Annotated in this window: 19 protein-coding genes and 1 pseudogene; 7 read left to right on the forward strand and 13 right to left on the reverse strand. The window is 52.3% G+C overall.

What is annotated here, in order from left to right; genetic code table 11:
* Window positions 1-22: 22 nt before the first annotated feature.
* Complete coding sequence (locus AC2FLA_RS21120) at window positions 23-283, reverse strand: nucleotidyl cyclase domain-containing protein (RefSeq protein WP_496725043.1); 261 nt, start codon at window positions 281-283, stop codon at window positions 23-25.
* A 371-nt stretch (window positions 284-654) separates the two neighbouring features.
* Between AC2FLA_RS21120 and AC2FLA_RS21125 the strand changes: the two genes are divergently transcribed.
* Complete coding sequence (locus AC2FLA_RS21125; protein ID WP_496725045.1) at window positions 655-1,602, forward strand: DMT family transporter; 948 nt, start codon at window positions 655-657, stop codon at window positions 1,600-1,602.
* A gap of 621 nt (window positions 1,603-2,223) precedes the next feature.
* On the opposite strand, the gene AC2FLA_RS21130 is transcribed toward AC2FLA_RS21125, so the two are convergent.
* The 4 genes from AC2FLA_RS21130 to AC2FLA_RS21145 all read right to left on the reverse strand — a co-directional run bounded on the left by AC2FLA_RS21130 (window position 2,224) and on the right by AC2FLA_RS21145 (window position 5,455).
* Window positions 2,224-3,246: an adenylate/guanylate cyclase domain-containing protein gene (locus tag AC2FLA_RS21130; RefSeq protein WP_496725047.1), complete on the reverse strand. Its 1,023-nt coding sequence runs from the start codon at window positions 3,244-3,246 to the stop codon at window positions 2,224-2,226.
* A 3-nt stretch (window positions 3,247-3,249) separates the two neighbouring features.
* On the reverse strand, window positions 3,250-3,609 hold the full coding sequence (locus tag AC2FLA_RS21135) for a group I truncated hemoglobin (RefSeq protein ID WP_496725049.1): 360 nt from the start codon (window positions 3,607-3,609) through the stop codon (window positions 3,250-3,252).
* A 100-nt stretch (window positions 3,610-3,709) separates the two neighbouring features.
* Window positions 3,710-4,540 (reverse strand): class I SAM-dependent methyltransferase, encoded by an 831-nt coding sequence (locus tag AC2FLA_RS21140; RefSeq protein WP_496725051.1) that lies wholly within the window; start codon window positions 4,538-4,540, stop codon window positions 3,710-3,712.
* 75 nt (window positions 4,541-4,615) lie between these two features.
* Window positions 4,616-5,455 carry an alpha/beta fold hydrolase gene (locus tag AC2FLA_RS21145; RefSeq protein WP_496725053.1) on the reverse strand — a complete coding sequence of 280 codons (840 nt, stop codon included), beginning with the start codon at window positions 5,453-5,455 and terminating at the stop codon, window positions 4,616-4,618.
* A gap of 253 nt (window positions 5,456-5,708) precedes the next feature.
* Between AC2FLA_RS21145 and AC2FLA_RS21150 the strand changes: the two genes are divergently transcribed.
* The 5 genes from AC2FLA_RS21150 to AC2FLA_RS21170 all read left to right on the forward strand — a co-directional run bounded on the left by AC2FLA_RS21150 (window position 5,709) and on the right by AC2FLA_RS21170 (window position 10,966).
* Window positions 5,709-7,946, forward strand: a complete 2,238-nt coding sequence (locus tag AC2FLA_RS21150) for an ATP-binding protein (RefSeq protein ID WP_496725055.1) — start codon at window positions 5,709-5,711, stop codon at window positions 7,944-7,946.
* Complete coding sequence (locus AC2FLA_RS21155; RefSeq protein WP_496725057.1) at window positions 7,939-8,652, forward strand: response regulator; 714 nt, start codon at window positions 7,939-7,941, stop codon at window positions 8,650-8,652. The genes AC2FLA_RS21150 and AC2FLA_RS21155 overlap by 8 nt, the downstream gene beginning before the upstream one ends.
* A 1,137-nt stretch (window positions 8,653-9,789) precedes the next feature.
* Window positions 9,790-10,194 carry a hypothetical protein gene (locus tag AC2FLA_RS21160; protein ID WP_496725059.1) on the forward strand — a complete coding sequence of 135 codons (405 nt, stop codon included), beginning with the start codon at window positions 9,790-9,792 and terminating at the stop codon, window positions 10,192-10,194.
* Complete coding sequence (locus AC2FLA_RS21165; protein ID WP_496725060.1) at window positions 10,188-10,751, forward strand: aminotransferase class I/II-fold pyridoxal phosphate-dependent enzyme; 564 nt, start codon at window positions 10,188-10,190, stop codon at window positions 10,749-10,751. Before AC2FLA_RS21160 ends, AC2FLA_RS21165 begins: the two co-directional genes overlap by 7 nt.
* Window positions 10,748-10,966, forward strand: a complete 219-nt coding sequence (locus AC2FLA_RS21170) for an aminotransferase class I/II-fold pyridoxal phosphate-dependent enzyme (RefSeq protein ID WP_496725062.1) — start codon at window positions 10,748-10,750, stop codon at window positions 10,964-10,966. The genes AC2FLA_RS21165 and AC2FLA_RS21170 overlap by 4 nt, the downstream gene beginning before the upstream one ends.
* 225 nt (window positions 10,967-11,191) lie before the next feature.
* On the opposite strand, the gene AC2FLA_RS21175 is transcribed toward AC2FLA_RS21170, so the two are convergent.
* The 6 genes from AC2FLA_RS21175 to AC2FLA_RS21200 all read right to left on the reverse strand — a co-directional run bounded on the left by AC2FLA_RS21175 (window position 11,192) and on the right by AC2FLA_RS21200 (window position 17,277).
* Entirely contained in the window at window positions 11,192-11,377 is a 186-nt protein-coding gene (locus tag AC2FLA_RS21175; RefSeq protein WP_496725064.1) for a hypothetical protein, read from the reverse strand.
* A 26-nt stretch (window positions 11,378-11,403) separates the two neighbouring features.
* Window positions 11,404-12,414 (reverse strand): HupE/UreJ family protein, encoded by a 1,011-nt coding sequence (locus AC2FLA_RS21180; RefSeq protein WP_496725066.1) that lies wholly within the window; start codon window positions 12,412-12,414, stop codon window positions 11,404-11,406.
* Window positions 12,411-13,349 carry a peptidylprolyl isomerase gene (locus AC2FLA_RS21185; protein WP_496725068.1) on the reverse strand — a complete coding sequence of 313 codons (939 nt, stop codon included), beginning with the start codon at window positions 13,347-13,349 and terminating at the stop codon, window positions 12,411-12,413. Before AC2FLA_RS21185 ends, AC2FLA_RS21180 begins: the two co-directional genes overlap by 4 nt.
* A gap of 21 nt (window positions 13,350-13,370) precedes the next feature.
* Window positions 13,371-14,168 carry a hypothetical protein gene (locus AC2FLA_RS21190; RefSeq protein WP_496725070.1) on the reverse strand — a complete coding sequence of 266 codons (798 nt, stop codon included), beginning with the start codon at window positions 14,166-14,168 and terminating at the stop codon, window positions 13,371-13,373.
* Window positions 14,169-14,265: 97 nt separating this feature from the next.
* Window positions 14,266-15,210 (reverse strand): SphA family protein, encoded by a 945-nt coding sequence (locus tag AC2FLA_RS21195; RefSeq protein WP_496725072.1) that lies wholly within the window; start codon window positions 15,208-15,210, stop codon window positions 14,266-14,268.
* 144 nt (window positions 15,211-15,354) lie between these two features.
* Window positions 15,355-17,277: a DUF3604 domain-containing protein gene (locus AC2FLA_RS21200; RefSeq protein WP_496725074.1), complete on the reverse strand. Its 1,923-nt coding sequence runs from the start codon at window positions 17,275-17,277 to the stop codon at window positions 15,355-15,357.
* 367 nt (window positions 17,278-17,644) lie between these two features.
* On the opposite strand from AC2FLA_RS21200, the gene AC2FLA_RS21205 reads away from it, so the two are divergent.
* Window positions 17,645-18,322 (forward strand): Crp/Fnr family transcriptional regulator, encoded by a 678-nt coding sequence (locus tag AC2FLA_RS21205; RefSeq protein WP_496725076.1) that lies wholly within the window; start codon window positions 17,645-17,647, stop codon window positions 18,320-18,322.
* Between the two features lie 182 nt (window positions 18,323-18,504).
* On the opposite strand, the gene AC2FLA_RS21210 is transcribed toward AC2FLA_RS21205, so the two are convergent.
* Entirely contained in the window at window positions 18,505-20,421 is a 1,917-nt protein-coding gene (locus AC2FLA_RS21210) for a DUF3604 domain-containing protein (protein WP_496725078.1), read from the reverse strand.
* A gap of 472 nt (window positions 20,422-20,893) precedes the next feature.
* Window positions 20,894-21,492, reverse strand: a pseudogene (locus AC2FLA_RS21215) (IS6 family transposase); the annotation flags it as partial.
* Window positions 21,493-21,975 lie beyond the last annotated feature (483 nt).

A 21,975-nucleotide genomic window follows, 5' to 3' on the forward strand; every position in this document is an offset into this window, starting at 1 on the left:
TTCGGCTGATTATTGCTGCTGATCACTCGCGCGCTAACCCAACAATCGTCAATGTCAAAAAGTTTGCAACTGAGCCCAACGCCTCCACTGGAGAGCCAAACTCAACGAGCAGACCATCCCCCATCGTCTTGACGATCCGACCGTCGTAGGTCCCAAGTTCTGGGTCGATGGTATCGTTGCGAGCAGCACGCAGTCGCTGGATTACGCCTTCTTCGTCCGCAGCCATAAGACGCGAAAAACCCGCCAAATCGGCCGCAAGGATAGTCGTCAACTTTCGATCCATGAATTATTGCCGCCGCTTCGAAAAAAGGAAACATAGCCCCAACCGAAAGGAAACTGCAAACTCAAAAACAACACCGTAGTAAGCTGGTTCTTTCACTGCGAACATAGGCGCGCGGTGGAGCATTGTGCACAAAGGGCTCGCTGCTGACCTCGATGCCGTTGCAGCAAAGCCCCCTGCCCCGCCAATAGCTGATCACGAGGACGGCCCATTGCTGCCGTTGATTGATAGGATCGCTGTTGCGGCGCGGCCCATCAGAGGAGACATTCGCCGCGAGTGCAAAGTCCCGCAAGCCGAACTGGTGGATTGCGGGATTATTGCATGTCGTCGCATTGAGAACAGACACGCATTTGGCGACATCTCTAAATGAAACGATGACCTCTGCTGATCCCCTATCTCGATCTCCGGATCGCACCCTTGCCGCCGTTGCGCTGATGCTGGGATTTTGCCTGACCGCTCCTTTGTTGGACGTGTCTGCGAAACTCGCATCGGCCAGTGTGCCGGTTGGGCAGATTACGGCTGCGCGGTTTGTGGTGCAATGCGCATTGATGGCCCCATTCATCTGGATAATGGGGCTGTCGTTACGTGTGGCGAAAGGTCAGGTGATGGTGCTGGTATTCCGCTCATTGCTGCTGGTGTTCGCAACGTTTTGCTTCATTGCCGCAATCCGGGTGATGCCCCTCGCCGATGCGCTGGCAATCGTGTTTGTGGCCCCGTTCATCGTCTTGTTGGTCGGCAAGTTTTATCTTGGCGAAGATGTCGGCCCGCGTCGCGTCGGTGCGGCGCTCGTGGGGTTTGTTGGGGTGTTATTCGTCATCCAACCCAGTTTCGCGGCCTTCGGCGCGGTTGCCATTATTCCGCTTGGCACGGCTGTTGCGTTTGCTTTCTACATTCTTGTGACGCGGGGTTTGTCGCGTCGGATGCACCCTGTGGCTCTGCAATTTCACACTGGCCTGATTGCCAGTCTGTTTTGCGTTCCAATGCTAATGGTTGCGCAAGGTTCCAGTTCTGATTTGTTTGATCCCGTTTGGCCAACAGACACCGCGTTGTTATGGCTTCTAGGCGCTGGCTTTTTCGCGACGGTGAGCCACATGATGATGACTTATGCGCTGTCTTTTGCGCCTTCCGTCACGCTGGCACCGCTGCAGTATTTTGAGCTGCCGGTAGCGACCTTGTTCGGCTATCTGGTCTTCAGCGATTTCCCGAACTCGCTTAGCCTGCTTGGCATTGCCATAATTATCAGCGCGGGGCTGTATATGATACATCGCGAAAGGGTTACAGCCAGACAGTTGGTCACCGAGCGCGCCGTACCTCCAATCTAAGGCGACACACCCTCGGCCCAGAGCTGCCGACCGTCGAGAGCGCTGATGCCGCATTGCAGCTTCCAGAAGCAGACATTGACGAGTGGTGGTTCGACCGGCGACCGAGATGCTGCGTTGCCCGCCGAACCTGCCGTTCGCCGCATTCGCGAAATTAGGGTCTGTAGAACTTACAATCTGCGGACAAAGCAGCCACCTGAAGTCGTTGATCTTAGGTCTGTTTTGAGATCAACGCGCCTGCTCACGGTCGAATTGCATGCGAAATTGTCTGACTCCGTCCATCTGTTAACACGACAAAAATATAAATGGCTTAAGCATATCCAACAAATTGCGGCCCAAATAGCGAAATGTGATTACCAAAATTGAGCCTCAGATAGTCCTGGCAGAAGGCAACTTTGTCTTCGTCGCCTGAGAAGCCACCGTCGGCGAGAAGTCCTGGGCTTTCTTCGACCTATGGCTGGTTGAGGACGAAATGGTCGTCGAGCATTGGGATGTCGTTTCACCCACCCCGGCGGAAATGGCGAACGGGAAAGGTAAATTCTGATTTTAGGGGAGTATCGGTGGACCGGAATGGGCTGGCTCGCCAAGAAACTCGGCCGGCTCAGTACTTTGCGACAAAGCCGATTAATTTTTATCGGAAAGGCGCCAAACTGGTTGTTCACCAAATCCTCGGATCATCTTCGCGCCCATATCTTCCATGTCGAACTCATCGTTGAGGATATGCGCAACGTCACCCTGTACCGTGATCTGCATGGGTTCGGAAAACTCCTGAAGCCTGGAAGCCAAATTAACCGCTGGTCCGAAAATGTCGTAGACGTACTTTTGAATTCCAACGACAGACCCCACAACGGAACCCGAAGCCAACCCGATCCTGCACCGCCACTGGTGGGGGTGGCTCAGGTTTCGGCGGTTCAGATAGCGCACGAACCTTATCGCTGTATTGGCAATCGCCTTGGCGTGATCTGGGGTTGGGTCCGGCAAACCAGCGACGGTTATGTAGGCATCCCCGATCGTCTTGATACGTTCGCAACCAAACTGTTCACCGATGCGATCAAATGCGCTGTAGATATCGTTCAGTTCGGTGACAGTGACGCTTGGATCTTGCGAGGCGACCATCTCTGTGAACCCGACAAAATCGAGCATCAGCACCGACACCGGATCGTAAAGCTGTGGTGTCACGACTCCAAATGTTTTGTATTCTTCATAAACAGATCGCGGCATCAGGTTCAGCAGTAGTTTTTCCACCTGTTCCTTTTCCCGCTTCAGCTCGCGCGTGTTGCGTTCGACCATCATCGAATATGAATCGATCATCGACTCCAGCTCTTTGATGCGGGTGATATTCTGGCAGACGAGAACAAGCACATCCTCATCTGCGACCGTAAAGTCGAGCGCGATGACCAACGTTCTGCGCTTTTTCTTGAAACTGATCTCTGACGTGTATCGCCGTGTCTCAAACAGGCTTTTTTGAACCGTAATCAGATCCAGATCGGGAAAGAGCTGCTGCAGATGATCCGAATGATTATCGCCAATGAACCACTCGTCAAATGTGTCATTGCGGAAACCGAACTTCAGCGTTTCACGATCCAAAAGTGCAACGCCCACGCCTATCGCACGCAGCAGCTGTTCATTGATGGCTTCTATAGTCATGGCTTACCTAACAATCAGAGGACGGCGTTTGCCGAATTCCGCGACAACCGCGTCAATGTCTTCCGCCGCCACGTTGTGTTTTTCCAGAGCACCTTGCAACACTGCTTCAAGTTCATCGAAATGGGCGTGCGTGATGTCCAGATGAGAATGCATGCGACGCAATTGGTCATCCGTGTACGAAGCCGGGCCGCCAAGAAGTGACGCAATAAATTTGGTCTGGTGGTCGACCATTCGGCTCATGTCGACATTGTCAAAGAAGGGTCCGACCTCATCGTTATCCAGAAGAATGTCATAGAAAGAGATCACGATCTTGCTGATCCTCGAAAAACCACCGTATTTCTCATAAAGTGTAGGTGCAGCCATACTAAAAACCTTTCCAAAACTGACTAATCGGACATGCCTTCCGCAAATCGTCACTGCTCTTTCGCATAAAGCCAAAGAGCAGTGAGTGCGGGTAATGCGACTAGTGCCGCTGTGCGATTATCTCGGCATATTCCGATGAGATGCACAGCGTTTCATTTGTCGAGATATCGAATTTCTCGATCAGCGCCATGATATCATTGCGCAGCGCGGCCTGCCCTTCTGTATCCAGTGCGTCAAAGGCCTTTTGCATGGGGCCGTAGAACGTCCGGAAGTACTCCTGAAAGTGTTCCGCTGATCTGTACCGGAACATGAAGTTCTTGCGTCTAAATGAAACGATATCACAATTGCTGCCAAAGGAATCTTCGATCCATTTTTGGCTTCCCCACAACGCCGGAGATTGTACGCCAGCGGGTGGCGGCACGTGCTTGCCAATTGTTTTGAACAACAGGCCGATGAAGCTCTCGGGAGTCCAGTTCGCCATACCGATCTTGCCGCCATGTTTCACGACGCGCTGCAGCTCCGCTGCGGATTGCTGTTGATTTGGCGTGAACATTACCCCGAACGTCGACACGACGGCATCAAATGACTGATCTTTAAAGGGCAGGTTTTCCGCATCAGCGACCTTGTAGGTGACAAATAGATCTTCCGCCTTGGCGCGCTGGCTGCTGGCCTCCAGCAGGGCTTCGACATAATCCGTCGAGGTGACGTTGCAAAAGCGCCGCGCAAAGGCCAGTGTGGCGTTACCATTCCCGGCTGCAACATCAAGCACTTTGGCATCCGGCATCATATCCATGGCCTCGGCAAGTTCTTCGCCGGTGATCTGGAGCGTTATCCCAACTTTGCTGTAATCGCCTGACCCCCAAGCAATGTTTTGCTTGGCTTTGATTACAGTGAAATCCGTTGTGGAGTTGATTGCAGTTTGAATACTCATTTCTTGTTCCTCTTGGCGGTTACTGGCTTGACACCAGCGGTTGAAATCCGAGCTGCGACACAGAGCGCAGACGGCTTATGCAGCTTCCCGTTCCGGCCAGCTGATGTTTACAACGGGCCGTTCTGCACTGGCCACGTGCTCAAGAATTCTCGGATTGGTCCACTCGGGCTGAAAAACCGGCGCCATGTGGCCAAGCTCTGGTAGCAATGCGATCCGTGCGTTCGGTAAAGCCTTAACAATAGCGACCGACACATGCTGGGTGATCTCTGGTGACTCCAAGCCAGTCATGACCAACGTGGGAACTTCGAGACTGGACAGATCCTTCAGTGTCCAGTTTTCGGCAAACCCGTTGGCAAAATCGGTCATGATTGAAACGATCTGCTGAGCAAAGCGGTTTTGAGCGGGAACGGGCAGCGCATCCCAGAACCCCTTTTCGTTCCAGAAGTCCAGAAAATGACGCATCCCAGCTTCGGCGTCGCCATCGGCAGCCGCAGCCGTCACTACGCCAGATAGCAATTGGATCTGACTGAACAGTTGCCGGCTGACCGTGTCCCCATGCTTGAGAAAGTGAAACGCGGCGGGTTCATAAATCGTCAGGCTTTTGACAAGATCGGGACGCATCAGCGCGATCTTGATGGCAATGCCGCCCCCATTGGAATGACCAACCAGATGTACGGCACGTCCCATGGCCTCAATTTCCCGGATCACGGGGATTGCTGAAACTGCTGCTCCTTTCTGTGCGAAGTCTCCGACCAGAGGGGCGCTGCCATAGCCGGGCAGATCGAAGGCATGAACTTCAAAGCGGCCTTCCAGATCTGCTGCCAGCTGGCTCCACTGTCGACCATTCGACGCTGAAGAATGTAAGGCAACAACAGGTGTGTTTATCGTTTCAGTAGGTTTAAATGAAATGGTCATCGTACTCACCCAATTACGTTAGCGATGGGAATTAACTGACCTTCCAATGTTTCAATGTGATTTCTGAAAGCAGCGCAAAATGTTTCATTTGTAGCTATGTGAACCAAGTCACTCAACGCGCTATCCACCTAGAACAAAAACAGATTTTAGGCAGACACTAGAACGGAGTCACACACTCTGAAACAATTGAAACACAAGGCTCTGATTTTGAAATGGCACTGAAACAATGATATCTTAGAAATTTGGCATGACGATGGGTAAGGCAAACGATCTGGCAGAAGTCGAGAAGGCAAGAGATCTTCTTCGTGACGCCATTGAAGCGCTCAAGGAAGGGTTCGCCCTTTACGATGACGATCGTCGACTTGTTATGTTCAATCAAAGATATGCCGAGATGAACAAAGGGGTCGCGGACCTGCTGGAGCCCGGTCTAGACTGGGAAATACTGATGCGGGAAACCGCGCGCCGGGGGATCTATGCCGACGCCATAGGCAACGAACAGCAATGGGTTTCAGATCGGCTGGCCAACGGTATCGAGTTTATTCAAGACTATGAGTTGACCGAAACTGACGGGCGAACTTATCTGGTTTCCGTGCATCCGACGGAACTCGGTGGTTTTGTTGTCACGCGCGAAGACATTACCGCCCGAAAGCAGGCCGAAGTCGAAGAACGCGACGGTGATATTCTGATCCGTAAGGTTCTGGATGCCAGCTCGGCGATTGTTACAATGGCGCGGATTGGTGACGGTCAGATTTTGTACCGCACACCCGCCGCTCTTCAGATGTTTGGCCCCGCGCGGTCAGCAAGAGAGCATTACCTCAGGCCAGAAGAGCGCGCGGATTTTATCACTTTGCTTTTGGCTGATGGGCAGGTGAAGGACTACAAACTTGATCTGGTTAACGCGGAAGGGAAAACCTTTCCCGCCTCGATTTCTTCTCAGTTGATTGACTACAAAGGCGAAGAAGTCATCGTTACCAGCATTATCGATCTGACTGTTCAAAGAGAGGCGGACGCCCTCATCCGTCAGGTCATGGAGGCCTATCCTGCCGCCATCAACATGACACATGCCGAAACCGGTGAAGTGCTTTTTGCAACGCCGGAAATCAGAGCGTTGTTTGGGGACTCCAAAAACTCAAAATCGTATTATGCAGATCCCAACGAGCGCCAACGCTATCTGCAGGATCTGCGACAGGCGGGCTGGCTGAAAGACCGCCGCATGGAATTTGTCGACGTCAATGGGCGGGCGTTCTGGGCTGCGGATTCATCGCGCCTAATCGAGTTCAATGGCGAAGAAGTCATCGTTTCAAACACGCGCGACCTGACCGACGAGCTAGCGATCGAAGCAGAACTTGAAAAACAAAGAGAGCTGGTCTTTCAGAACGAAAAGATGTCCGCCCTTGGCGAGCTGCTTGCCGGGGTTGCGCATGAGCTGAACAACCCACTCTCTGTTGTTGTGGGCCATTCGCTCATGCTGAGAGAAGAAATTTCGGATCCCGATTTGACTCTCAGAATCGAAAAGATCGGCAACGCCGCCGAACGCTGTGCAAAGATCGTAAAAACCTTCCTTGCAATGGCGCGTCAACAACCCAGCAAGATCGAACATGTCGACGTAGCCGGGATGATCGAGACCGCGGCGGATGTCGCGGGTTACGGCAGCACGTCGGATGAAATTCGAATTCTGCGAAGCATACCTGCGGATTTGCCACCTATTGCCGGGGATGCTGATCAGCTGACGCAGGTCATCCTCAACCTGGTAATCAACGCAGAACAAGCGATGACGTCGGCCGGCATCGGTGACGAAATCATATTGTCTGCCGAAATCAATCCGGAGAAAGGGATTGTGGAAATTACAGTTCGGGACAACGGACCCGGAATTCCCAAAGCCATTCGTCAACGCATTTTCGAGCCATTTTTCACCACAAAAGAAGTAGGCGACGGAACCGGAATTGGATTGGCATTCTGCCACCGGATCATCCTGTCTCATGGTGGTCAGATCGGGTTGGAGAAAGCTTACGAACCTGGAACTTGTTTTCGGATCACCCTGCCTGTCGCGGTGTCTGACGCCAGCAATATTGACGAGCCGCCTGAAATCTCACCGAACGTTGTCAGACACCGGGCCTTAATCGTAGATGATGAAGTCGAAGTAGGTGAACTGAACGCCGAAATTCTAAGAAAAGAAGGACTTTATGTTGATTTTGTTACGTCGGGTGAAGAGGCGCTCAGCCGTCTGCAATCTGCCAAATACGATATCTTTCTAAGTGACTTGAACATGCCGGGCATTGACGGTCGAAAGATCTATGAAGCTCTGCTGATACATTTCCCGCATATGCTAAGCAGAACAGCATATATTACCGGCGACACAATGGGGGAAAGCTCATTGGGATTGCTGCGCGAATCCGGTCTTCCATACCTGGAAAAACCTGTCTCTCCGTCAGAGCTCAGAATGCTTGTCGGAACACTACTCGCCGGCCAGAAGGACCCCTCCGATGGATAGTCAAGACACTCACATACTGGTTTGCGATGACGAAATCGATGTGCGCGAGATGCTTCAGGAATACCTGAGCAAACGTGGCTACAGGGTTTCCGCCGCGTCTGGGGGGGAAGAACTTCGGGCGATAGTTTCAGCGGAGGTCGTAGATGTCATGATTATGGACATCAACATGCCCAAGGAAGACGGTCTATCAATACTGCAATCCCTTCGCCCAGAAAACACAACACCAGTGATCATGCTCACTGCGGCGGGTGAAGTTGTAGATCGCATCATCGGTTTGGAAATGGGTGCCGACGACTATCTGGGCAAACCCGTCGATCTTCGAGAGCTTGAGGCCAGGATCAAGGCGATCCTGCGTCGCGGGGCCATCACTGAACCGGCGTCAATCACGAACGACAGTCATGGAGCACGTTTTGGTGACTACACGTTGAACAACGAAGCGGCAAAACTTCTGGCCCCTGATGGATCCGAAGTTCAGTTGACCGCAATGGAATACAGGTTGCTAAAGGTTTTCGCGGATAACAAAGGACGCGTCTTAAACCGAGATCAGCTATTGGAACAGGCTCACGATCGATCCTGGGATCCTTTCGACCGCAGCATCGACATCAGAATTTCCAGATTGCGCCGCAAGCTCGAATCCAACCCCGAAAAGCCGGAGATAATCAGAACCGTACGCGGAATCGGATATCTGTATGATCCAAAGCAATAACACCCATGAGTAACTTGTGCTCGCTGTAGACCTAGGAGCAAACACAGCATCTCTATGGCAAAACCGCCTACCTCGGCAAACTGCCCACAGCCGACATTCGACACCTGTCAATTTTCTCCTGCCGGTTTGCGCAAACCGGCCATTGATCCCGAGTGCAGCATACTGCCAAAAAGGCTCATCGCAGGTGCTCTTTGCCCGCGGGATCAATGGCCGCAATCTGGCGAGTTGAAGTGCTGAAGCATTTTTTACCAGAAAATGAACTAACCACTCAACCGGAGTTCGCTTCGACTAAAATCACTCAACGGTGATCACGGTATACGTCGTCAGCGATTTGGACCCATAAGCGCTGACGACAGACAGTGAGGAGGAAGTCAACAATAGCTTCTGTGATGCCGCGACCTCGTCTTAATCATCCAGTCAAAAATTATTATCCGAGCGAAGCCTGTCTAGTTGTTGAGACGCTGCTACCATTTCGCGCGTATTTCCTCACGGAACAAGGGTTCAGGTTTCCCCGTGGATTTAAACAATGAATCACGGCAAACGATATTGAAGTTGGGCGGTTTGGGAAAGCAGCCGTTTGTAGGCTGCGCAGAACTCGACAGTATGGGTTCCTTGCGACCGTTCTCTGCAATCAGCTCCTATAGGAAATTTGAGCCCTTACCTGCCGTTTCAGAGTTATTTTGTCGCTGTGTCTGCATTCGTCAGGTTCGGATCTCATTGCAGACGTTTGATGCCTTTTTTGCGCAAAGACCACCACTTACGTCGGTTGTATTTGCAACAGGACGACCATCAGAAGTGAGTTTCACAATTGAGCCCTAGGCTTAATTGGAATTGGTGAACACAACCTTAAACCTAACAAGAACTCCCTGGCTATTTTCGAAATGTCAGAGATTCACCGGTAAAGATCGCCACATAGATGATGCCAAGTTTGTCCGGCAACAGACGTTACCGTTCAATGATATGGATGCCGGGTCCGAGACAAATATGGAATTGTTTTTTCGTCATTGGCTTCGAAGTCGCACAAGTCAAATAGCGAAAAAGGCTGCAAAACATTGTGGATCGGGTATCTTTATGTTGTTCGACACAACAGTATTCCTTCTGTGCTCGCAATGCCGACATCTTAGTAGGGAGAGTTCAATGTCCATGACGGCCCGCCGTGCAAACACTGCTGCGCATTCCATCCAGAAAGTCGAAGCCTTCTTTACATCCTACAATGCTGCGGTGAAGGAAACGCCTGCTGTCGCAGATTTTACATTTGGCAATCCGCACGAAATGCCCCTGCCCCGTGTTGTCGATGCGCTGAAGACACACGCCGAACCTCAGAGTGTGGACTGGTTCGCGTATAAAACCAACGAAGCGGATCCGTGCGCGTTTCTGGCTGACGCCCTATCCGAGGAGTTGGGACTTCCGTTCGAGGCGGAAGACATCGCACTGTCCAAAGGCGCTTTCGGGGCGATCAAGATGTGTTTCACCATGCTTCTGAGCCCGGAGACGAATGCATCGTGCCGCTGCCGGGCTGGTTCTGCTATGGGCCAATGCTAGCCGCAGCCGATGCCAAAGAGGTTCAGGTGCCTCTGGATCCAGACAATTTTGACCTTGACCTGGAGGCTATTGCAAGCGCCATAACCCCTCGTACCAAAATCGTGGTTGTTAATACGCCGCACAACCCGACTGGTCGCATATACTCGCGTTCTGATCTGCAACAGCTTGCCGACCTGCTCGAGGTTAAGTCAGCTGAGATCGGTCATCGAATTTGGATATTGTCTGACGAACCCTACCGCCGCATTCGGTTCGACGGCATTGGCTTTACGACACCAGCAGCCGTCTATCCGCACACATTGATTGACTATTCTTACGGGAAAATTCTCCTCGCGCCCGGCCTGCGCCTTGGTTACCTTGCGATCTCACCAACCATGCCTGCAGCGGAACGAAAAGAACTTCAGACTCTGCGGTTTGCCGTGCAGATGGCGGATGGTTGGAATGTCCCGGATGCTCCGTTGATCTATGCGCTGCCGGACCTTGAAAACGTCTCAATCGACATTGCCGCCCTGGCTCGCCGACGCGAACGAGTGCTTTGGGTCAGTGGGGATACAGGATGACAAGGCCAGAAGGCACCTTTTATCTATGGGGGAGAGCCCCGGGCGGTGACAGCGATGCCTTTGCTGTATGTCTTCAAAAGCAAGGCGTTTATGTGATGCCAGGAACAGTTTTTGACCGCCCAACGGATTTTCGTATTTGTCTTACCGCTACTGACGAAATGATAGAAAACGCAATGCCTGCATTTCAGGCGACCGCAAACCAAATGCTGAAATGAAAGCGGGCGTCAGATCGAGTTAAAGGCATCTCGATTGTGTGACAGCTTTGTTGCGCATATCCGAAACCAAACGATCCTTATGTTTACCTTCGAATGTCCGCGACGAACCCATAGCCGCCGTTAGTCTCTCTTCTCAGTTCATGCATTCAGGCTATGCTGCCTCCGTTAACTTCGAACCTCGCATCGCCGCGATGTTGTGGTTTCTCTTTTACGACCCGGTACGCATCATCCGTCTACGCCGGCCACATCCCGCGCTGTTTCAGCCGGCGTGCATCGGTTACTGATGCCAATTGTCGCTTGTTGAACAGACCGCTTCGCGGCCTTTTCCGGTGTGCAGTCAGGGTCAGCGACATCGCAACCCGACACAATCAGAACGGCTATGAGGCCAAACAACCCCGGTAAATGATTCACGTTTCTCTCCTTGCTTTTTGTTTTGTTCATAATCCGGCAAGCCGCTCGGCCAGCCAAAAGGCAGCAACACACCCGATTGGGTAGCCCAACGCCCGTCGCGACGGCCAATCGCTCATCGTTTGACTGAATACCGCACGCGCGATCCAACGCAGTACTGTGAAGGCTCCTATTGAGGTGAAGATGAACGCAAGTTGCCCGGCCTCTACGCCCAGGTTGAAGGCCAACAACGCGGCAGGGATATCTTGCTCCGGCAAGCCGATCTCTGCCAGCGCTCCGGCAAACCCCAAACCATGCAAAAGACCAAATCCAAATGAAACCACCCAAGGAAAGCGGCTGGCCAGGGTCGTTGGTGTCCTGGCCTCCCGAAGAACCTCTGCCGCCAGAAAGACTATGGAAAGCGCGATGATGGCTTCGACGGGCGGACCTGGAACATTCAAAACGCCGAAGGTTGCCAACCCCAATGTGATAGAATGCGCAATGGTGAATGCAGTAATCGCACCGATAAGTTGGCGCAAATTACGGATCAGGACTAGCAGCGCGAAGACGAACAGCAGATGGTCCCAACCTTCCAGGATATGCTCAAAACCAAGAACACCATATTGCCATAGCGTCTGCAACAATCCCTGCTGTTCGGGCAATGTCACCGCCGGTGAATCCGGCGAAAGGCGAAAGGTCGCCATATTTTCTGTGTCGAGATACCCAACCCGTAGTAAGACATCCGTTCGTTGCGCGCTCAGCCCCGATATCAGGATTATGTTGCCGCGCAGATCTTCGGAGCAGGTCATGCGCCAGATTTGCGTCCATGCATGCCCGTCAAAGACAGGAGCATCAAATTTGGGCGCGTCACAATGTTCGGGGAATTTGGCATCGATGTCCATCGGCGCGCGCTTTACATCCGGTTTGCGCCAGAAAACGTGCCAGTCTCTGTCGGTCTCCTGAGAAATCTCAAGATACCCGGGTTCCAACGCATGCGCATTTGTCGAACCCGGAGTCAGCAGAACGGCAAGCGTCGCAAATAATGCAAGAAGGTGCCTCATGACCCGATCGCAGGCGGGCCTGTCTCTTCAGGTTCTTGAACCGTGTAGGTTGACCGGAGATTCTCGATGAACACCCGCGTTGTTTTCTGAGACTGTTCCTCGCGCCAGTCAGCCAGAACCTTTTCACGAACATCACTTAACGCAGGCAGAACAGCATCCCATCTGTTGTCCACGCGAACGAAGTGCAAGCCGAATGAAGATCTGACGGGCCCGGCCCATTCACCCTGCGGCAGTGCCTCTAGTTGCTCGAAAAAGCCGCTGCCAAAATTGCCATCGACCGAAGCTTTCGCACTTGGGTCAAGACCGGAAGGCAGAAGGGTCGCCTGTCCCAATTGCCGGTGGTTAGTCCCATCCTTCAGTTGCTGCCTCGTTGACTCCACAAATGTGTCATTGGGATTCTGTCCCAAATACACAAGGCTGGCTGCAACGCGGGCAGGTTTCGTGAACCTGTCGGAGTTTTCCGAAAGATGGCGCTGCAAAGTTTCATCATCTGGCCGCACCGCCTGTGCCTCGGACGTCAGCAGAAAGTTCATTTTCTGCACCAGGCGATTGCGGATTATCTCATCATTTCCTTCCAGTCCTAGTGCTACTGCTTCGCGCACAAGAACTTCGCGATTCAACCAATCTTCCTTTAGCTTGCCGCGTTCCTCGTCGCTTGGTGGGCGTTTCCAGGTGTTCTCAAACTGATTAGCCAGTAGATCAATCTGCCGCTGATCGAATACAATGACCCGCGCATCAAATGTGAGCGCCCGATCATCTGGCTGGATCAATTTGAACCAGCCAAAAATTGCGATGCTCAAAATCGCAAAGTAGACAAAAGGCTCTCTGGCAATCCGGGGCAACAATCGGGCTTCGGTTTCTCTTGTGGAATAGCCATGGCCCGCCTGTATCTGAGCCGAAACCGGAGGGTTTGAGGTTTGCCAGTTGACTTCCAATCTTGTTCTCCATTCGGGTTTTCAGATAGAATTGGGAACCAGTAGCTTCACTGTGAAACTGACGGTGTCCGCTGATGAGACTGCATCATCAAAAAAATTGTGCTCGTAGGAGAGCGTCCACTGCCAGGGCAGCCCTTCACCATGGTTAAGCTTCGACACCTTGATTCCAAGCGGAAGACTGGTGAAAGCGCCTGTGTCCCAGTCATAGACAAAGACCATTTCGGATGTTCCGGTCGACCAACCGTTGCCAAGGCTGTAGTTGAACACAGGTTGCAGGGTCGATAGGTTCACGTCGGGGTGGCTGTCATCTCCTCCGACAGTAAACAGGTTTTGGTTAAACGCCCCCCAGAGGCCCCATTTTTCTTGCTTCACGAAACCTTCGGCAGGCCCCAAAGCCCATTTTTCTGCGCTCAGGCCGTCGCTGCCGGTTGGCAATAGGGCAACCGCGCCGACACCGAACCGGCCCCAGCTACGATCAAAGGTCACTAGGTCGAACAATGTGGTGTCGCTGATACCCGACTGCCCAGAGGCACTGTCGATGACATAAGGCACGGTAATTCGGGCGATATGGTTTGAGTGACCCAACGAAAAAGGAATAGCCGCCCGAAATTGCAACAGGCTGCTGCGTTCCGGTGAGTTGTGCAAATCATACGAATGAAACCCCTGCAACTGAAACGACATTATTGAAGCCGTTGGGTCGTTCGCGTCGTTTTGCAATGCCTCGGCAGGTTCCTGGGCATATGCGACGCCTGCAAGTGAAAGCACGCCTGCGAAGAAAACACTCAGCGTAAAGTTTCGGATATCAGTTCCACCACTCATTCCAAAGTTCCCTTGCAAACTATGTTACGGTGCCGCCTGCACGAGGCATTACAGGCGGCACCCAGACAGAGGGCTGCAGAAGCCTCCGACCGTTTCGTCAATAGGCCAGCGATAAGTTAAATGTGAATATGTCACTTTCGAGCCTGTTTTTGGCAGCGAATTCGGTGACGTACTTCATCTTCAGGCTAAGATCGCCGCCCAGAAATGTGCCCCCGCTATAGGTTATGATCGGGCCCACCCCGCTGACTCTGGCTTTCAGGCTGTCGACCCCCAGAGCAACCTTTGTTATGTCCGCCCCGCGCCCGCTGTCATCACTGAGTTGCTGATAGGTATATCCGGTCAGGCCAAACCCCCAGCCCGAACGCAGGCGCTGGACAACTGCACCCTCAATTTGAAGCGCCGGTGCTGTCTGGTAATTGGTCGCCTGATTTTCCGTGCTGAACAGCAGGCTTGCGGCACCCGACAATTCCAGCCCGGTGTCGGAATCCAACCTGGTCACCGCAAAGGTGGGCTGGAACGACCAAACATTCTTACCGTTGGACAACACATTGATACTGCGGTCAGGAACATTGATTGAGGCGGTGTTGTAGTTACCGGTCGGCATGTACACAGATAGGCCCGCACTGTAATGCAGCTTATCTTGATGCCAACCGACGAGCCCGGTGACTGTCAAATCTCCAATCCCGGATGAGCTGTCGCTGAGAGCACGCCCATCCAATGGGGGTGTTGTTGCAACATAGTTGAGCGAGGTATCCGGAATCGGCACGCTCAAATTGAGCGCTGGCGTGCCGCCAAACAGCTCTCCCTCAAAGGACTGGGTAAGCCCAAGCCGGATCAGACTAAGATCGACATTGGCATCTGCGCGGATTGGCAGACCACCCAGACTGATCCCTTCGACGCTGCCTTCAAGCCCGTCGTAAGTGAAAGAAAGGTAAGTTCCAGGCGGCGGCACAACGCCGGCCAGTGTATCTCGGGTGCCAAGAAAGTAGGCACCTATTCCCCCCTCAACGGCCAAAACCGGTTTCGATACAAGAAGGCCCATTGCGGCGGTGAACGCGAGCGCGATTCTGTTCAAAGTCGATCCTTTCTAATTCTGTCAGTTTCTGAACCACCACCTCGGCGACTTGACGCAGCGTTTCCAGCTCATCATCGCTTCCGGTTCTCAGCAGTGGAAAACGGGTAAATGTTACGGGGTATACCAAATTGGCGAGGTATAGGCGCGTTCCTGCGCTACCAGTGAAATCTCGTCGCCTAGCTCCAGATTGAATTTAACTGCATCATAGGCAGTCCATCGCGGTGTCGGGATTTCAATCACGCGCGCATAGTAGAAAGCCTGCAACGATGGATCAAAGTCAGGATCCTTCCAGGTTCCCCCAAGTTCTGCTGCACCGATGGTATTCGTCCAGCTTGGTATGGACAAATCCACTGTGTTTCCGACTGGTGGAAGTTTTCCGTTTTCGTCCGGCTCACGTGCGTCTGACCAGACAACATCATAGACTTTCTCTTGAGGGTTACCGTCGGCGTCCAACCATCCTTTGACAATCTGGATGCGATCCAGATTTGCGCCCATCGGATCGCGCAACCCGTAAACCAGAAACGACGGAGCACCCTCGCCGGGGTGAAGATCCGCGCCCATCGGAACGCCCTTTGAATATCCCACCAATGCAAGATCACGACGCGCAATATCCTCGGGGTTGAAGTCCCAGCCTCCGAACATTCGTACGCGCATCCGGGGTCCGGTGGTCGCATAAACCTCTCTGCGTTCCATCGCGTCAAACAACGCGCCGCGTGAATTTTCAGTTGCCCACACCGCTGTCAATCCGCCGGTGATATAACGCCAGGACTTGTAGCTTATTCCCAGTTCCGTGTTTTCCTTCGCTAAATGATCTGAACGATGCTCATTGGGTTCATAGACCGCAAACTTCCCGAAGAAATTGCCATTTTCGGGCGTAGACAGCCCAGTGTGAGTGTCGGAACCGCCGACAAGCCCAAATTTAAACGGGTTAACCCCCAGCTCGGTCTCCAACTTCAAGCCGCGATTTAGACCCGATCGCGCGTATTCACCCGGCAACATGTCCATTGTTTTAGCTTCAGACATGTCAAGATTAGCCCAATCCCAGCTTTCGTAATCTGCAAACACATCATCCGGCGATAGTAATGGATGTGTCTCGCCATCGCCCTTCATCTGAGTGGCTTCGTATAGTCTTTCCCACTTGTTGCGCTGTTCTGCATATTCCGGCGTCAATGCCGCCCCGTTGTCAAAATCGTCTTGCAACGCAAACATCATGCCATTGGACAGATTGCCATTGTGCGGAATCGCGGTCACGTCGCCCCCGGTCATGGATTCGTACTGCTCCATCCATTTCCAAAGATCCTTTGGGTCGCGGCTGCCGATGGGAGGTGTGGTCGTATACGGCAAGACTTTCCCGGCCCGCTCGGGACCATCGCGGTATATCACGTTACGATGGAGGTTGTTACCTTTCTCCAGTGACGTCCATTCATAAGCAATGAAAGTAGTAAACACACCTGGGTCATTGAACTCTTCAGCGGCTTGAATAATGTCATCCCAGACCCGCTTGTAGGCCGGATTTCCCGGCTGGTAGTTCAGCGCTTCTGACACTTCGCCCTGTGAAAATTGCCGGATAAGTTCCTGAGCGGCCCTCAGCGCTTCTTCGCCACCGGCGTTGAAAGCTTCGTGGAACATTTTCCCATCGGGGTCTGCCAAAATATTTGGTGTCCCGGCAATCATATCCGCAATCGCCCCCATCGCGTCGGAGTGATCCGTTATCATGAAAAAATCCATGGGGGTGCCCAGCATAACTTCCTGACCGCTACTGGATGTCACCTGTTCACCACGCGCAAATCGATATGCGTCGCGTGGCTCAAGACGCGTTCCGCTCCCCCCTGCGTCACCGGATAAAGAAGTATGCACATGCGTGTCGCCGAAATACACAGAGGTAGGGAAATTGCGGTCCGCATACGGAGAATATGGTCGCCCGGAAAATACCGGGTCGACACCTTTGGTATTTATGGTTTCCTGTGCGGCTGCACCGGTCGTCACGCACATGAACGCAGACACGACAACGAACTTGACCTTGAGGATGTTCATGTACTTACTCACCTTCTGTAGTAATCACTCGGGTTGATTTCTCTGTTCTGCGGTGGGAGGCGGGATTCAATCAGCCGATCTAAGATTGGCAATACTGGCCTGCACTGATCGCGGGCGCACTCTCAAGATCCACTCAAAAACGGTGCCAATCATTTTCAAGCTACCAAAATCACAGCGCTGCATGGCTAATCCATGAAGTTCACTTTTGCGACTGATAACAACGTTAAGCGGAATATCCCGTTTGAAAAGCTAGAGTCTGAGCCTAATGTCGTCATTCTGAATCCTGTCAATACTTCGTGGTATTGAATAACATTGTTGCGTTTGAGGCATTGTGCGAAATTGAACAATTGCTTAAGGTTAGTGTAAAATGAACCTTTTAGGTAACCTCAAGGCTGGTTGGCTAGGGGATCTCCCGCCCGAAGCGACAGAGTTGTTTCTTTCTATCGGAATATGGAAAAATTTTGAGGCTGGAAGCATACTTTATGACATCGATTCAGAAACCACTGGATTATATGGAATATCCAGCGGATCAGCTCATGTTCATCTCGCTATAAATGAAACCGAACCCAGATTATCCCATATATGTGGCCCAGGCTTTTGGTTTGGCGAATTCGAGTTCATCACAGGTCTACCCCGCGTTATCGAAGTTCGCGCAGCTGAAAACCTGAGAGTCCTGAGAGTGAATCGGGAAGATTTCCTGAAAAAGGCGGATGAAGAACCAAGTGCCTGGCATTGGATCGCAAGACTTGCTGCACACCACCAAATTCTGATGTTAGGGGGCGCCGATGATCTGATGTTGCCAAGTGCTGAAAAACGCGTCGTGGCGGTGCTGCTCCGCTTTTCGGGCCATCGGTTAAACCATCCCGCGTCACCGCCATTGAGATCAATCACCGTGACCCAACATGATCTGGCGGGTGCTGCCAACCTATCGCGGACCTCGGCGGGCAAAATCTTGCGGCAGTTGGAAAAATCAGGCGAAATTGAATTGAACTATAACACGATTACCATTCAGGACGCGCAAGCCTTGGCTACGAGATTGATATAAGCCTCGCTGTGCAACCGAGTTTCAGAGATTTTCGTCAAAGCTCCTTGCAACCTGGAAACATTGGTACGTTGCCGTATGTGGTCAATGCCGATTCCGCATTCAACAGAACACATCATTGAATTGGGCAAAGCCACTACAACAAATGCACCCAACGAATGGGCGCTGCTCAAGGAACTGTCGCGCTAAGGGGTGTACCAGATTGGTGATGTCCAAGCTCGCTCTTGGATGGCGACAGGCACACCATCCAGCAATGGCAGACTATTCCGAACAGCATCGTAGGTCGTCCAGCGCGGTGTCGGGATTTCGATTACCCGCGCATAATATACGGCATGCTGATTTATGTCGAATTCCTCATCAACCCAAAACCCAGCGAGTTCGGTTGCGCCTATTTCATTTGTGTAGGTAGCTGTAGCCGCGTCAACGGTATTTCCAACCGCAGGCAGACTGCCATCTGCTTGGGGCTCGCGCTGATCAGACCACGCGACATCAATGATTTTCTCTTGCGGTTCCCCCTCTTCACCGACCCAGCCCTTGATGATCTGGATTCGGTCTAGATTTGCACCCTCGGGATCTTTCAGAGCATGGACCGAGAAGCGAGGTGCGCCATCAAGATTGCTGAGCGTGCCGCCCATTGGTACGCCATTGGCATAACCGTCCATAACCAAATGAGCGGGGTTATCGGTTTCAGTCAGCGCTGCCCCGGCAAAAAATCGCGGCTTGATACGCGGACCTGACGTTACAAAAGTTTCGCGTGCGCGCATGGCGTCAAAAATTGCACCACGAGTATTTTTGGGAGCCCAAACCCCGGCCAGAGACCCCGGATTGGCGTCGGGGCCTTTCACCCAGCCATCGATTTCGCCACCCCGGCGCTCTTCCACTGTGCCGTCAGCGGGCCCATGGCTTCCGTTATAGGTCGCCTCGTTGACATCACTTGGTACACCGTTGTGATTGTCGGTACCGCCAATAAATCCCAGTTTATAAGGGTTCGCGCCGAGCTGGGACTGATAGTCCAGCCCTTTGGCCACAGCCCAGCGAACAAAATTCTGCCGCTGGTATGTGCGATCACTAAAGGTCGCAAGGCTTTCGGCATTCTCGAAATCTGCAAACTCATCAGCTGGCCACAACGAAGCGACGACTTCGGAATTGCCCTTGATCTGCATCATTTCGATCAACGGTTCCCATTTTGCCCGTGTCTCGGCGTATTTCCGCGTCAACGCCTTTCCAGAGTTGTCAACGGGCTCAAACATCTGTCCTTTGCTTCCGTTGGAATTATGCGGAATAGCCAGAAGGGTCGAACCATTGGCTTCCTGTTCGGCCATCCAGGCCCACAGTTCTTCTTCGTCAACGGTATCGAGTGCGCTCAAAGGGAGATCAGGTACGACAGTATCGCGGAAAATAACGTTTCGATGCATGTTCCCCGCATTTGGTGCCGAGGTCCATTCGAAGGCGATCAAAGTTGTGAAAATCCCTGGTTCATAATGTTCTTCGGCCGCCGCAATGACGATGTCTTTCCATGCGGATTCAGTCGTCTCCGGACCGGCATAAAACGGCGGGTGTTCCGGAGAGCCTGAACGCATGTTGTTGATAACATATTTCAGGAACCATTCTCTTTGTTCGTCGATATTCGTCAGTTGCCTGAGCTCGCTTAACGCTTCCTGATAGTGTCCTGGCGCATCGACGACCTGTGCCGACAATAGCTCTCCAAGAAATTCAGCATGATCCGACACGGCGGTAAAATCGAGTGGTCGTCCGATAGAATGGAGCGCGTTATTAATCGAAACGGTCTCACCTTTGGCAAATCGATAAGCATCGAATGGCGTTAGGCGGGCCCCGCCGATAAAGGCATCAAGTGAAAAAGACGTATGGACATGAGTATCACCAAAATAAGCCTCTTTCAGGGGATTGGCAGGAATAGCAGTCTCCGCCTTGGCCCGATCATTCTGAGCAATGGCCGGGAATGCCAAACACGCAATTACAGGAACTACCAAGAAGCCTTTGTGCATTGGGTATCTCATCCTTCTGGGGCGTACAAAATCTGGAGTGTAACTACGTGGTCGGTAAAATCGCCTTAGTGTGGTTACCGAACTTTTTTGCGTCAAATACGATCCACCATTGCGTCAGTGTCTCGGTGGTAATCGTGCAGAAAACACGAAATTCGAGATAAAACCGAAGTTCGGCTGCAAGTCGTAACAGTCCGCATTTGGCTGATTGGCGAAAAAAACGGTATCATCATCTTTAATCGGTCACTGTTTGCTTGACAACGATGCTTACACGATTTGCACAACAAGATTGTACAGAATGGTACAAAGTAGAGAAATTTTCGATGGACCCAGTATAAAGTTTCTCTATCCTCACAACCCGCCAGATTTATTGTACAAATCGATCTGGGGAGTCGCTCTTTGAAGCCAGTTGGGCAGCATGCGCAGGAACGGCAGGCGAGCAAGTCGGAACCTTTAGGGTCGACGCCGTAGTTTGTATGGCGTGTCTAGGCTCAGGATTGATCCGCCCCACTTGAGTGGTTCTGTCGCAAACATTTTATATGGCAGAGCATCAGTGAAATTGGTGAGCAGTTTATCCAGCTAGCTGAGCGAATTGCTGCAACGATCGGAGTCCGGGCGTGAATTGATCTTTGCGGATCATGTTGACCTGTTCTATGCCTGCCAGGACAGTCGCGGATGAAGCGAATGATTTGAATCCCAGCATGGGTCTGATCCTTCGATTGATGAAACGGTGATCCTGTTCGATGATGCTATATAGGTATTTCCGTCAGTCCATGTCGATCGGGATCAGGCAACCAAAGCTCTTGAGTGTTTTGTTGATTGCCTGGATGCCAGCTGCGTTAGCGCCGCTTTTGTCGATGACGATCTTGCGCGGGATTCCATTTGATGACAGGGCTTTGGCAAAGCACCAGCTGCAGCTGGACGGTTCCTTCGCTCAGACAGCATGAAATCAAGGGTGTTTCCTGCTTTGTCGACTGCTCGATAGAGATACATCCATTTGCCGCGAACACGTATGTAAGTCTCGTCCATTCGCTAGGGCTTCTGTGTTGGGCGCTTCGTCGGTTGCGCTCGCGCGGCGACCATGGGTGAGAACTTTACAACCCACCTGGTGAGAGTAGCGCTGTCAACCTGCACAACACGCTCAGCCATGATCTCTTCCAAATCGCGATATCGGGCAGCCGTCGATGCAGGCGCTCGTATACGCAAAACACACCGGTTTTTCTGGATCAGGATACGTAGCCAGTTCGAGGGGGGCGAGCTATATGATCACGCGCTTCGTGAGGTCTGGAGCTTTCAATGGCCGAAGAAGCCGCCCTTTTGACATCGTGAAATCTGAGATCGCCGTGACAGCGCAAATTACTCAAAGACCACGAAGCAATGTGCGGTAGCGGCAAATGGCCGGTTTGGTAAAGCTGCGCTGCAGCGGTTGATAGTTTCGGGAATGCCAGTTTGTTGCGCGGACTGTGAATTTGGTATCCACCAAATTTCGCTAATGCAGCGAAAGTCTCCTCTGACGGGCCGCACCGCAGCGCCGATACTCGTCGTTCAACGGCCGTTCAGGGCCGTACGCAACGGTTCGAACAAATCAGTTAGACGAGGGCTTGGTCCATCCTACTGCAGCCACACCCAGACTAGAATTTTCCTCGGAATCGA

It is taken from the genome of Ruegeria sp. CDSA033 (genome assembly GCF_059612305.1).